The following is a 13105-nucleotide window of genomic DNA, read 5'->3' on the forward strand; positions in this document are numbered from 1 at the left end:
ACCGGACACAGCCCCGAGTACGCCCAGTACGAGGGACTGCGTCCGGCACGCCGAGAGCACGCACCAGACGCCGCGGGGCCCGCCCTCCGGGCGGACGAAGGGACTTTGCGGACACGACCTAGAGCCGCTTCGGCGGCTCGCCGGGGTGCGGGTACGGGTACGGCTCCGGGTCTCGGGGGCCGAACAGCGACGTCAGGCCGAGGTGGACGAGGAGCGCCGCGATCGGCCAGGCCAGCAGCGCGCCCTTGGCGCCGAGCTTCAGGGGCGCGGGGAAGGTCGTGCCCCGGCCCGCCTCCCGGGCGTGCGCGATGACGTCCCCGGTGGGGCCCAGCCACACCCCGAGCCGCCAGGCCAGCAGCGAGCCGAGCAGCCCCCCGACGCCGAGCCCCACGACGATCGGGACGCCGCCGCGCCGCCGCAGCACGAAGACGACCAGCGCGCTGAGCGCACCGAGGCCCAGACCGAGCAGGGTGAACGTGCCGTCGACGCCGATCGCCTGTTCGCCCTCGGAGTCCTTGAGGTAGACCACCCAGCTCTTGTCGACCAGGTCGCCGACGAGCGGCACGCTCGGCGCCAGCCACCACCACAGCACCCCGAGCAGCGCACCGCAGACGGTGACCGCCACGGTGGTCACGGCGGCCTCGCGCAGCTCGGTGCGCAGGCCGGGGCCGTCCGGTCCGGGCTCCTCGTGCGCGCCGGCGGGCGGCGGCACCGGCGGGCCCTGGTACGGCGTCTGCGCGGACGAGTGGTCGTTCGGTGGCGGAGGCGGCGTCAGCGGTGCGGTCACCCTGCCATCGTGCCAGGCCCGGCTGTGCGCCGCGTCACCGGACGGCGGCCCGCCGGTACGCCCAGGTCGCGACGGCCAGCGAGACCACGCCGACCCCCGCGCACACCGCGAGGTCGCCCAGCACATAGGCCCAGTCGGGATGGTCGCCGAAGGTCCGGGCGAAGGCTTCCACGCCGTACGTCGAGGGCAGCAGGTCCCGGGCCAGCTTCACCGCCTGGGGCATCCGGTCGGCGGGCAGCACGCCCAGCAGCAGCGCCGCCGACATGCCGAGCTGCCCGAGCAGCGTGGCCAGTTCCGGCCGGGGCGCGAGCAGGCCGAGGGCGGCGCCGAGCCCGGCGAGCGCGGCACCGGCCAGCGGGATCACCGCGACGAGGATCCACAGGTGGGCCAGCGGCAGCCCGAACAGCAGACAGCCGGAGACGGCCGTCACCACCGTCCCCGGCACGGTGAAGGAGGCGTACGCCCCGGCCGCGCCCAGCACCACCGCGGCCGGCGGCACCGGCAGGGTGGCGTAGTGGTCGAGGCCGCCGCTGCCGCGCAACTGGCCGAAGTACTGGGCGAGCAGGTTGAGCGCGACGAACGCCACCACCAGCACCGCCGACCCGGCGACCACGGCCCGCGCCTCGCCGCCGCCGTCCACCACCCCGCGCATCAGGATCATGATGCCGACGGACTGGAAGGTGGCGACGAACAGCAGCGGGATCCGCGCGACCCGGGCCCGGGACAACTGCGCCCGGTAGACGGCCGCCAGCGCGGGCCAGAGCCGCGCCCGCGGACCCAGCTCGGCCGGGCCGGCCGCTCCGTCCCCGGCGGCCAGGACACCGCCCGGCAGGACATCGGCGGGTACGACACTCACGTCGCGGTGCTCCTCTTCGCTCCGGCGGTCGTGCTGCGGGGTACGTACGGATGCGGGGGCCGGGGTGCTCAGGGCCCTGGCGTTCACGCCTTCACCAGCCCCTGCCGCGCGGCCCCGCCCAGCGCCAGGTACACGTCCTCCAGGCTGGGGGTGGCCAGGGTGAAGTCGTCCAGGGCGGCGAAGGCGGCGCCGCCGGTGACGGTGGCCACCACCGCGCGGGCCTCCTCGGGGGCGAGCCGCAGCGTCCAGCGGCGGCCCGACTCCACTGTCCGGTCGCGCAGCGCGGCGACCTCGGGGACGTGCAGCGGCGCGGCCTCGCGCCACACCAGGTCGACCCGGACCTCGCCGGCCACCTTCTCCTTCAGCCCGGCGGGGCTGTCGCAGGCGATGACCCGGCCCCGGTCCAGGACGGCGACCCGGTCCAGGACCGTCTCGGCCTCGATGACGTTGTGGGTGACCAGCAGGACGGTGGCGCCGTGCTCGGCGCGGCGCCGGTCGACGGCGGCCCAGACCGCGCGCCGTGCCACCGGGTCCATGCCGGTGGTCGGCTCGTCCAGTACGAGCAGCGGGCGCTGACCCACCAGCGCGGCGGCGAAGCAGGCCAGGCGGCGCTGGCCGCCGGAGAGCTTCTTCAGCGGGCGGGCGGCGAGCGGGGCCAGGCCCAGTTCGTCGAGGACGGCGTCCCGTTCGGCGCGGGCCCGGCGGGCGTCCAGGCCGCGCAGCCGTCCGGTGGTCTCGGCGGCCAGCGAGACGGTCAGCTCGTCCAGGGCGGTGGACTCCTGGCCGAGGTAGGCGAGGATGCGGGCGGCCCGCTCGGGGTGGCGGACGATGTCGTGGCCGAGGATCTCCACGCTCCCGGCGTCGGGCCGCATCAGCCCGGTCATCTGCCGGACCAGCGTGGACTTCCCGGCGCCGTTGGGTCCGAGCAGGCCGAAGATCTCACCGCGCCGGATGTGCAGCGTCACGTCGTCGGTGGCGCGGACCTCGGGGGTGGCGGGGGCGCCGCGGCGGCCGCGTACCGCCGGATAGGTCTTGGTCAGCCCCCGCACCACGCACACGGCATCGCCACCGGGTCGAAGTGCCTGTGCCGCGCGCGTACTCACAAGGGACGAGGGTACGGGGTCCGCCCTCGCGCACCGCGTCCGGGTCGGCCCATAAGGGTCGATTCGCGTGTCGCCCGGGCGGCGGGGCTCACCCGCCCGCGGCGGTGGGCTCGGTCGTGGTGCGCACCCCGATCTCGCGCCAGAACCCGGCCCGGATCGCGTACCGGTCGTGCTCGTCGATCTGGTCGTCCTTGTGGGCCAGCAGTCCGAAGCGGGCCGCGTAGCGCAGCAGCTCGCCGTCGATGCGGTGCGGGACGCGGGGGTACATCGCGGACAGCTTCTGCAGATGGCTCTGGTCGCCGAGGCGCTCCACCCACCGGCGGGCGAACACCTGTCCGACCTCGTAGGGGTCGCCGCCGACGGTGGTGATGTCCTCCTCCCGGTCGGCCCAGCGCTGCTCGGCGGTGGTCAACTGGGCGAGCGTCGGCATCGAGGCGGCCTCGGGGGGCTCGGCCGCCGGCCGGTCCACCCAGCCCTTGTCGGAGGACCAGCGCAGGGTCGCGGAGGCGGGGGGCTGGGCGGGCTGGGGGCCGGGGGCGCGCAGGGCGGCCAGGTCCTTGGGGGTGGGGACGCCCTTGACGGCGGCGCCCCGCTCCTCGGAGCCGTTGCGCCCGGGGCCGGGGGCGGGGTGGGGCTGCTCCCCGGCGGTCCGCTCGGCCGCGGCGGCCAGCGCCGACTCGGGCAGCGGCGCGGAGAGGATCGCGGCGATCTCGGGGCGGGGCGCGGGCGGCGGGGCGCACACCCCGGTCAGCTCCTTGGCGCGGACCGCCTGGGTGATCCAGGCCCGGTCCAGGACCCGGCGCTCGTCGGCCTCGGCGACCAGGTCCTCGGACTGGTTGTAGTTGTTGTCGGCGGCCTGCACGGCCCACAGGTGGACGGCGACGCCGTGCTCCTTGGCGGCCATCATGCCCGGCAGCAGGTCCCCGTCGCCGGTGACCAGGACGATGTCGGAGCAGGCGCGGTTGCGGGCCAGCTCGGTCAGCTCGGCGTGCATGGCCGCGTCCACGCCCTTCTGCGCCCAGCGGCCGTCGCTGCGGGTCAGCGCGCCCAGCCGGACGGTGACCCGGGGCATCACGCGCAGCCTGCGGTGCTCGGGCTGCGGGACCCGGTCGGGAGCGCCGTCGAACCAGTAGATCCGCAGCAGCGGCTGCTGGGTGTCGGACTCGGCGCGTTCGCGCAGGCCCTGGATGAGGGCGGTGTGGTCCACGGTGATCCGGGACCGGGAGGGCTCCCCGGCGAGGAGACTGGCGGCGGCCCCCAGCAGATACCCGGCGTCCACCAGGACGATGCAGCGGTCCACGCGATCCACCCTCTTTCCGGGAGGTTTGCTTCGGGCTTGCTTCGAGTCTGCCCGACCACGCGGGGGTTAACGGTCGGAACTCGATCTTCGGCGTGGCGTTTGCGGGCGGAGGGGACCCGACGGCCCGTGTCACGGACGGTAATTGCCCGACATGCGTTCTTTATCGGCCTGTGTGAATCTGAACGCGGCCCTGGCCCCTAACTTCCCACAGGAGGCACCACCATGGCCAAGAACCGGAACAACCGTGACCGTAAGCAGCCCCGGGCCGAGCGCGCCGGGCAGGGCACCCAGGCCGTCCTGGACCGCGAGGAAGAGCTGGCCCCGCCGCTGGCGACGCCGGACGAGGCCCCCCGCGGCAAGCGGCGCAAGCGCTTCGGCCACAACTGATCCGCGGGCCGGGGGCCGTTGCGGCCCGGGTACGCGGCGAGGGGCGCGTCCGGCACCGGACGCGCCCCTCGGCCGTCGCGGGAGGCCGGTCAGCCGGCCAGGCAGGACGGGCCGAGCAGCACCTTCAGGTCGCCGAAGAGGGCCGGGTCCGGCTTGACCCGGTGCCGGTCCAGCCGGAGCACGGTGGTCTTGGTCGGCCCCTGGAGCTTGATCCGGACCTCGCTGTCGCCCCTGTGGTGGGTGAGGATCTCGCCGAGGCGGCTGACCATGGGCGGGGTGACGCGGGTGGCGGGGATGGTGAGCACCACGGGCGCGTTGGCCCCCGCGTTGGACAGGTCGGGGACCTGGAGTTCCATCGCGACCAGCCGGGGCACGTCCTCCCGCTTGTCCAGCCGGCCCTTGACGAACACCACGGCGTCCTCGACGAGTTGGGTCGAGACCAACTGGTAGGTCGCCGGGAAGAACATGCACTCGATGGAGCCCGCGAGGTCCTCGACGGTGGCGATCGCCCAGGCGTTGCCCTGCTTGGTCATCTTGCGCTGCAGGCCGGAGATGATGCCGCCGATGGTGACCACCGCGCCGTCCGCGTGCTCGCCGCCGGTCAACTGGGAGATGCCCGCGTCGGCCTTGTCGGACAGGATGTGCTCCAGGCCGAAGAGCGGGTGGTCGGAGACGTACAGACCGAGCATCTCCCGCTCCTGGGCGAGCAGATAGGTCTTGTCCCACTCCTCGGTGGAGAACTCCACGTCCAGGCCGAAGCCCGGTTCGTCGTTCTGCTCCTCGCCCATGCCGCCGAAGAGGTCGAACTGGCCCTCGGCCTCCTTGCGCTTGACCGCGACCACGTTGTCGATCATCGGCTCGTACTGGGCGGTGAGGCCCTTGCGGGTGTGGCCCAGGGAGTCGAAGGCACCGGCCTTGATCAGGGACTCGGTGGTGCGCTTGTTGCAGACCACCGCCTCGACCTTGTCCAGGTAGTCCGGGAAGGAGGCGTACTTCCCCTTGGCCTTGCGGCACCTGATGATCGAGTCGACCACGTTGGTGCCCACGTTGCGCACGGCGGAGAGGCCGAAGAGGATCACGTCGTCGCCCTGGGCGGCGAAGTTGGCCTCGGACTCGTTGACGTTGGGCGGCAGCACCTTGATGCCCATGCGGCGGCACTCGTTGAGGTAGACCGCCGACTTGTCCTTGTCGTCCTTGACCGAGGTGAGCAGCGCCGCCATGTACTCGGCGGGGTGGTTGGCCTTGAGGTACGCCGTCCAGTACGAGACCAGTCCGTACGCGGCGGAGTGCGCCTTGTTGAACGCGTAGCCGGCGAACGGCACCAGCACGTCCCACAGGGCCTGGATGGCCTCGTCGCTGTAGCCGTTGTTGCGGGCGCCGGACTGGAAGATGGTGAAGTTCTTCGCCAGTTCGTCGGGCTTCTTCTTGCCCATCACGCGGCGCAGGATGTCGGCCTCGCCGAGCGAGTACCCGGCGATGATCTGGGCGGCCTTCTGCACCTGCTCCTGGTAGACGATCAGGCCGTAGGTGACGTCCAGGACCTCCTTGAGCGGCTCCTCCAGCTCGGGGTGGATCGGGGTGATCTCCTGCTGGCCGTTCTTGCGCAGCGCGTAGTTGATGTGCGAGTTCATGCCCATCGGGCCCGGCCGGTACAGGGCCGAGACGGCGGAGATGTCCTCGAAGTTGTCGGGCTTCATCATGCGCAGCAGGGAGCGCATGGGGCCGCCGTCGAACTGGAAGACGCCGAGGGTGTCGCCGCGCTGGAGCAGCTCGAAGGTGGTCGGGTCGTCGAGCGGGAGGCTCAGGAGATCGATGTCGATCCCCTTGTTGGCCTTCACCATCTTGACGGCGTCGTCCATGATCGTGAGGTTGCGCAGGCCCAGGAAGTCCATCTTCAGCAGGCCGAGCGACTCGCAGCTCGGGTAGTCCCACTGGGTGATCGTGACGCCGTCGGTGTGCCGCACCCAGACCGGGACGTGGTCGGTGATGGTCTCGCTGGACATGATCACGCCGGCCGCGTGCACGCCCATCTGCCGCACCAGGCCCTCGACGCCCTTGGCGGTGTCGATGACCTTCTTCACGTCCGGCTCGTTCTCGTACATCGACCGGACCTCGCCGGCCTCCGAGTACCGGGGGTGGCTGGGGTCGGTGATGCCGGACAGCGGGATGCCCTTGCCGAGGACGTCGGCGGGCATGGCCTTGGTGATGCGGTCGCCCATCGCGTACGGGTAGCCCAGCACCCGCGCGGAGTCCTTGATCGCGTTCTTGGCCTTGATGGTGCCGTAGGTGCCGATCATGGCGACCTTGTCGGCGCCGTACTTCTCCGTCACGTACCGGATGACCTCGACGCGCCGGCGCTCGTCGAAGTCGATGTCGACGTCGGGCATGGAGACGCGCTCGGGGTTGAGGAACCGCTCGAAGATCAGGCCGTGCGGGATCGGGTCGAGGTCGGTGATGCCCATGGCGTAGGCCACGATCGAGCCGGCCGCGGAGCCCCGGCCGGGGCCGACCGCGATGCCGTTCTTCTTGGCCCACATGATGAAGTCGGCGACCACCAGGAAGTAGCCCGGGAACCCCATCTGGATGATGACGTCCATCTCGTACTCGGCCTGCTTCTGGCGGTCCTCGGGGATGCCGCCGGGGAAGCGGCGCTCCATGCCCCGGCGGACCTCCTCCTGGAACCAGGTGACCTCGGTGTAGCCCTCGGGGATGTCGAACTTGGGCATCAGGTCGCGCTTCTCGAACATGCCCGTGGTGTCGACCATCTCGGCGATCAGCAGGGTGTTGGCGCACCCCTCCTGCCAGGCGTCGGAGGAGTCGATGGCGTACATCTCCTCCGTCGACTTCAGGTAGTAGCCGGTGCCGTCGAACTTGAAGCGGTCGGGGTCGGAGAGGTTCTTGCCGGTCTGGATGCACAGCAGCGCGTCGTGGGCGCCCGCCTCGTGGGCGTACGTGTAGTGCGAGTCGTTGGTGACCAGCGGGGGGATGCCGAGCTTCCTGCCGATCTCCAGCAGGCCGTCGCGGACCCGGTGCTCGATGTCGATGCCGTGGTCCATCAGCTCCAGGAAGTACCGGTCCTTGCCGAAGATGTCCTGGTAGTCGGCGGCGGCTTTGAGGGCCTCGTCGAACTGGCCGAGCCGCAGCCGGGTCTGCACCTCCCCGGAGGGGCAGCCAGTGGAGGCGACGATCCCCTCGGACCACTGGGAGATCGTCTCCTTGTCCATCCGGGGCCACTTCTGCAGCCAGCCCTCGGCGTAGGCGTCGGAGGAGAGCCGGAACAGGTTGTGCAGACCCGTCTTGTTCACGGCCCACATCGTCTTGTGGGTGTAACCGCCGGAGCCGGAGACGTCGTCCCGCTTCTGGTGCGGCTGGCCCCACTGGATCTTGCGCTTGTTCCGCCGCGACTCGGGGGCGACGTACGCCTCGATCCCGATGATCGGGGTGATCCCGGCCTTCTGCGCGGAGTGGAAGAAGTCGTACGCCCCGTGCAGGTTGCCGTGGTCGGACATGGCGATGTGGGTCATGCCCATCTCGTTGCACGCGTTGAACATGTCCTTCAGCCGCGCGGCACCGTCCAGCAGGGAGTACTGGGTGTGGACGTGCAGGTGCGTGAACGGCGGCTTGGACACGTTCGGCCTCCTGGGAGAACTGTCGGCGACGGACCGGGAACGGTCCGGGGGGTCAGCGTCGAAGTCTATGCCTCGCGGCTGACACTCCGGGGGCTCGCCCGCGTACCGTCGTGCGGGGGCCCGCGTGTCGCGCGGACCCCCGGGGGCGCGGGCACTCGCCCGGCCCCTCGCACGTTGACGGCGGTGGAGACCCGCTCCACCCGTGACGCACCACCCGCACCAGGAGGCACCCAGCGATGTCGGTCCCGCAGCTCGACGAGGAGCACCGCGGCGAGGAGATCCTCGCCGTCTTCGACACCGCCTTCGGCGCGCTGCTGGCCGCCGACCCGGCCGCGTTCCGCGTGAAGTTCCGCAAGATGGCGGCGTCGGCCTTCGCCTTCTACCGGGGCACGGCCTGCCTCTTCTACCACGACCTGGACGCGGAGAAGGACGGCGGCCCGTACCTGGACGAGCGCACCTCGCGCGTGTGGATCCACGGCGACCTGCACGCGGAGAACTTCGGCACGTACATGGACTCCACCGGCCGCCTGATCTTCAACGTCAACGACTTCGACGAGGCGTACGTCGGCCCCTTCACCTGGGACCTGAAGCGGTTCGCCGCCTCGGTGGCGCTGATCGGGTACGCGAAGGCGCTCAGCGACGAGCAGATCACCGAGCTGGTGCGGGTCTACGCGGGCGCCTACCGGGAGCGGATCCGCGCGCTGGCCACCGGCGCCAAGCGCGACGAGGTGCCGCCGTTCACGCTGGACACCGCCGAGGGGCCGCTGCTGGGCGCGCTGCGGGTGGCCCGCTCGCTGACCCGGTTCGGGCTGCTGGACTCGATGACGGAGATCCGCGACTTCGAACGCCGGTTCGCGCCGGGCGGCGGCTCCATCGAGCTGGACGCCGCCACCCGCTACAAGGTGCTCGCGGCCTTCGACGGCTATCTGGAGACCCTCCCGGAGTCCTCGCTGACCCGCCCCGACTCCTACCGGGTGAAGGACGTGGTCGGCCGGCGCGGCATCGGCATCGGCTCGGCCGGGCTGCCGTCGTACAACATCCTGCTGGAGGGCAACAGCGACGCCCTGGAGAACGATGTGGTGATCTACATCAAGCAGGCCCAGACCCCGGCCGTCTCCCGGCACATCACCGACCCGTCCATCCGCGGCTACTTCCAGCACGAGGGCCACCGCACGGTGATCTCCCAGCGCGCCCTGCAGGCGCACGCCGACCCGTGGCTGGGCTGGACCGAGCTGGACGGCGCCGGGCAGTTGGTCGCCGAGGTCTCGCCGTACGCCGTCGACCTGGACTGGGGCGACATCGACGACCTGGAGGAGATCGCCGAGGTGGTCGCCGACCTGGGCCGGGCGACGGCCACCATGCACGCGGCGGCGGACGACCAGTCCGGCGAGTCCCTGGTGCCGTTCTCCACCGAGCGGGCCATCGACGCGGCGATCGCGGCCGACGAGGAGGGCTTCGCGCCCCTCCTGGTCGACTTCGCCCACTCCTACGGCGCCCGGGCCCGCAAGGACCACCAGATCTTCGTCGACCTGTTCCGCAACGGCCGGATCCCGGGGCTGTGATCCCGGGGCGGTGATCCCGGGCGTTCACAGCCACCCTTTAGGGTTCTTTTACCGGAGCCCGTGACACACTCTCCTACGCCATGGACATATCCGGAACCCCGCTCAGAGCCGTCCGCGCGGCGCTGTTCACGGCACTCGTCGTGACCCTCAGCACCGCGTCGCACGTGCTGCTGTCCGGGGTTCCGCTGCCGTTGCCCACGGTGGCCGCGGTCGCCGCCGCCGTGTTCGTCCCGGCGTACGCGCTGGCCGCCCGGGAGCGCACCTTCGGGCGGATCGCCGCCCTGCTGATCCCGCTGGAGCTGGCCGCCGACACGGTCTTCACCACCGGCCAGCACCTCTGCTACGGCCGGGCGGGCGGTCCGGTCACCGGCCCGCTGCGCGCGGTCGGCTTCGACGTGCTGTGCGGCGACGGCACCGGGGTGCGCGCCGGGGTCACCGCCCCGCTGACCCGGGTCACCGGCGCCGACACCGACCGGCTCGCCGCCCTGCTGGCGCACGCCGGCACCGGCACCTCCTGGCTGCTGCTCGCCGCCCACGTCGGCGTCGGCCTGCTCGCCGCCGCCTGGCTGCGCCGGGGCGAGCGCGCGCTGGCCCAGGTGCTGCGGGCGGTGACCGCGACCACGTTCCGGCCGCTGCTGCTGGCGGTGGCCGCGGTCGCCGCGCGGCCCGTCCCGGCCGCCGGCCGGCCCGCGTACCCGGCCCGCCGGCCCGTGCGGGCCCGGGACCGGATCCTCGCGCACTCCCTGGGACGGCGTGGACCGCCGTGCTCGGTCGCCCTCGGGTGACCCGACCGACCCCCGAGCACCAGTCCCCCGCACGTCCCCCGCACACCCGCGTGTGCGAATCCCACGGAGATCATCACCATGAGCAAGCGGAACAGCCAGACGGCGAAGACGGCGGCCCGTGAGCGGCTGCGCCAGGAGCGCGAGCGCCAGGCCAAGCGGCAGAAGGCCAAGCGGCAGGTCATCGTGGCCTGCTCGATCGTCGGTGTGCTGGCGATAGCCGGCGGCATCGGCTACGCCGTCGTCCAGGCCAACAAGCCCGACCACTGGGACGCCGTCGCCGACGAGCAGCTCGTCAAGCCGGCCAACACCTCCGGCACCGACGGCACCACCGTCGTCATCGGCAAGGCCGACGCCAAGAAGACCCTGGAGCTGTACGAGGACCCGCGCTGCCCGATCTGCGCCCAGTTCGAGCAGACCGTCGGCGAGACCGTCGCCAAGGACGTCGAGGACGGCAAGTACAAGATCCAGTTCATCGGCGCCACCTTCCTCGACGACAGCCTGAGCGGCGAGGGCTCCAAGAACGCCCTGAGCGCGCTGGGCGCCGCGCTGAACGTCAGCCCCGAGGCGTTCCTCGACTACAAGTCGGCGCTCTACTCGGCCAAGTGGCACCCCGAGGAGACCGACGACAAGTTCAAGGACGACGCCTATCTGATCAAGGTGGCGGACACGGTGGACGCCCTGAAGGGCAACAAGGAGTTCCAGGCCGCCGTGAAGGACGGCACCTACGACAAGTGGGCGCTGGAGATGTCGGACAAGTTCGACAAGAGCGGGGTGTCGGGCACGCCCACCCTGAAGATGGACGGCAAGGCCCTGACCGGCTCCGACGGCAAGAACGCGCCCATGACGGCGGCCGAGTTCAAGACGGCGGTCGACGCGGCGCTCAAGGGCTGACGCCCCGGCTGACCACTGGCTGAAAAGCGGGCGAACTTTTCCGGTTCGCCCGCTCCCGGGGCTTACCGATCAGTAGCCTGCTCGCCCGTGACCAGTCGATACAGAGCAACCGAGCCGTCCCCGGGCACCCGCCGCGCCACCGAGCAGCCTCCGGCCGTCCGTGCCGCCGCGCCGAGCCGTCGTACGGTCGTCAAGGCCGCGGCCGGGGCTGCCGGCACCGCCCTCGTGGCCGCGCCGCTCCTCGCCGCGCCGCCCGTGGGGGCCGCCGAGGCCGCCCCCGCCTTCCTGCACGGCGTCGCCTCCGGCGATCCGCTGCCCGACGGGATCCTGCTGTGGACCCGGGTGACCCCGGTGCCCGAGGCCATACCGGGCTCGGGGGCCGGCCCGGACACCCCGGTCGAGTGGACCGTCGCCCGGGACCGGGCCTTCACCGACGTCGTCGCCAAGGGCACCGTCACCGCGAGCGCCGCCGCCGACCACACCGTCAAGGCCGACGTGCGCGGTCTCGCCCCCGCGACCGACTACTACTTCCGCTTCTCCGCCGGGGGCACCGACTCCCCCGTCGGCCGCACCCGCACCGCGCCCGCCGCCGACGCCGCCGTCCCCGGCCTGCGCTTCGGCGTGGTCTCCTGCGCCAACTGGGAGGCCGGCCACTTCTCCGCGTACCGCCACCTCGCGGCCCGCGGCGACCTGGACGCCTGGCTGCACCTGGGCGACTACATCTACGAGTACGGCACCGGCCAGTACGGCACCCGCGGCACCGTCGTCCGCCCGCACGCCCCCGCCCACGAGATCACCGGTCTCGCCGACTACCGGGTCCGGCACGGCCGGTACAAGACCGACCCCGACCTCCAGGCCCTGCACGCGGCGGCGCCGGTCGTCGCCATCTGGGACGACCACGAGTTCGCCAACGACGCCTGGTCGGGCGGCGCCGAGAACCACACCGAGGGCGGGGAGGGCGCCTGGACGGCCCGGCAGGCCGCCGCCAAGCAGGCGTACTTCGAGTGGATGCCGGTGCGTCCGGCGCTGGCCGGCACCACCTACCGGCGACTGCGCTTCGGCCGGCTCGCCGACCTGTCGCTGCTCGACCTGCGCTCCTACCGCTCCCAGCAGGTCACGGCCGGCTCCGGCGCGGTCGACGACCCGGACCGCACCCTCACCGGCCGCGCCCAACTGGACTGGCTCAAGGCCGGGCTCTCCGCGTCCGACACCACCTGGCGGCTGGTCGGCAACCCGGTGATGATCTCCCCGTTCGCGATCGGCGCGCTCTCCGCCGAACTGCTGGCGCCGCTCGCCGAACTGCTGGGCCTGCCCCGGGAGGGCCTGGCCCTCAACCCCGACCAGTGGGACGGCTACACCGACGACCGCCGCGAACTCCTCGCCCATCTGCGGGCGGGCGCGATCCGCAACACCGTCTTCCTGACCGGTGACATCCACATGGCCTGGGCCAACGACGTGCCGGTGCACGCCGGTACGTACCCGCTGTCGGCCTCGGCGGCCACCGAGTTCGTCGTCACCTCGGTCACCTCCGACAACCTCGACGACGCGGTGAAGGCCCCCGAAGGCAGCATTTCTGCGGTCGCCGCCCCGCTGATCCGCGCCGCCAACCGGCACGTCCACTGGGTCGACACCGACCGCCACGGCTACGGCGTCCTGGACATCACCGCCGAGCGGGCGCAGATGGACTACTACGTGATCTCCGACCGCACCGACCCGGCGGCGACCTCCGCCTGGGCCCGCTCCTACCGCACCCGCAGCGGCACCCAGCGGGTCGAACGCGCCTACGACCCGGTCTGAGCCCGGCG

At 72.3% G+C, this 13105-nt stretch carries 10 protein-coding genes; 5 read left to right on the forward strand and 5 right to left on the reverse strand.

Annotated features, from left to right (window positions below):
• Window positions 1–118: 118 nt before the first annotated feature.
• The 4 genes from IE316_RS33350 to IE316_RS33365 form a co-directional block, all read right to left on the reverse strand.
• Window positions 119–787 (reverse strand): AAA family ATPase, encoded by a 669-nt coding sequence (locus IE316_RS33350; RefSeq protein ID WP_190208308.1) that lies wholly within the window; start codon window positions 785–787, stop codon window positions 119–121.
• Window positions 788–821: 34 nt separating this feature from the next.
• Window positions 822–1643 carry an ABC transporter permease gene (locus IE316_RS33355; protein WP_190208309.1) on the reverse strand — a complete coding sequence of 274 codons (822 nt, stop codon included), beginning with the start codon at window positions 1641–1643 and terminating at the stop codon, window positions 822–824.
• Between the two features lie 83 nt (window positions 1644–1726).
• Window positions 1727–2701: an ABC transporter ATP-binding protein gene (locus IE316_RS33360; protein ID WP_190208390.1), complete on the reverse strand. Its 975-nt coding sequence runs from the start codon at window positions 2699–2701 to the stop codon at window positions 1727–1729.
• A gap of 133 nt (window positions 2702–2834) precedes the next feature.
• A complete protein-coding gene (locus IE316_RS33365) occupies window positions 2835–4046 on the reverse strand; it encodes an NYN domain-containing protein (RefSeq protein WP_190208310.1) in 1212 nt (403 codons plus the stop codon).
• 222 nt (window positions 4047–4268) lie between these two features.
• On the opposite strand from IE316_RS33365, the gene IE316_RS33370 reads away from it, so the two are divergent.
• A complete protein-coding gene (locus tag IE316_RS33370) occupies window positions 4269–4433 on the forward strand; it encodes a hypothetical protein (RefSeq protein ID WP_190208311.1) in 165 nt (54 codons plus the stop codon).
• 89 nt (window positions 4434–4522) lie between these two features.
• On the opposite strand, the gene dnaE is transcribed toward IE316_RS33370, so the two are convergent.
• The gene (gene dnaE, locus IE316_RS33375) at window positions 4523–8062 is read right to left on the reverse strand and encodes a DNA polymerase III subunit alpha (protein WP_190208312.1); all 3540 of its coding nucleotides are present in this window, start codon (window positions 8060–8062) and stop codon (window positions 4523–4525) included.
• Window positions 8063–8298: 236 nt separating this feature from the next.
• Here dnaE and IE316_RS33380 point away from each other — a divergent pair, with 236 nt between their 5' ends.
• The 4 genes from IE316_RS33380 to IE316_RS33395 all read left to right on the forward strand — a co-directional run bounded on the left by IE316_RS33380 (window position 8299) and on the right by IE316_RS33395 (window position 13097).
• The gene (locus tag IE316_RS33380) at window positions 8299–9624 is read left to right on the forward strand and encodes a DUF2252 domain-containing protein (protein WP_190208313.1); all 1326 of its coding nucleotides are present in this window, start codon (window positions 8299–8301) and stop codon (window positions 9622–9624) included.
• 80 nt (window positions 9625–9704) lie between these two features.
• On the forward strand, window positions 9705–10409 hold the full coding sequence (locus tag IE316_RS33385; RefSeq protein ID WP_190208314.1) for a hypothetical protein: 705 nt from the start codon (window positions 9705–9707) through the stop codon (window positions 10407–10409).
• 78 nt (window positions 10410–10487) lie between these two features.
• A complete protein-coding gene (locus tag IE316_RS33390) occupies window positions 10488–11300 on the forward strand; it encodes a DsbA family protein (protein ID WP_190208315.1) in 813 nt (270 codons plus the stop codon).
• 87 nt (window positions 11301–11387) lie between these two features.
• Window positions 11388–13097 (forward strand): alkaline phosphatase D family protein, encoded by a 1710-nt coding sequence (locus IE316_RS33395; RefSeq protein WP_190208316.1) that lies wholly within the window; start codon window positions 11388–11390, stop codon window positions 13095–13097.
• Window positions 13098–13105: the final 8 nt, after the last annotated feature.

The sequence above is a fragment of the Streptomyces fumanus genome (genome assembly GCF_014655295.1).
Lineage (GTDB): Bacteria > Actinomycetota > Actinomycetes > Streptomycetales > Streptomycetaceae > Streptomyces > Streptomyces fumanus.

Coding starts and splice junctions, on each gene's coding strand:
- IE316_RS33370 (WP_190208311.1), top strand. CDS start 4,269: ATGGCCAAGAACCGGAACAACCGTGACCGTAAGCAGCCCCGGGCCGAG.
- IE316_RS33380 (WP_190208313.1), top strand. CDS start 8,299: ATGTCGGTCCCGCAGCTCGACGAGGAGCACCGCGGCGAGGAGATCCTC.
- IE316_RS33385 (WP_190208314.1), top strand. CDS start 9,705: ATGGACATATCCGGAACCCCGCTCAGAGCCGTCCGCGCGGCGCTGTTC.
- IE316_RS33390 (WP_190208315.1), top strand. CDS start 10,488: ATGAGCAAGCGGAACAGCCAGACGGCGAAGACGGCGGCCCGTGAGCGG.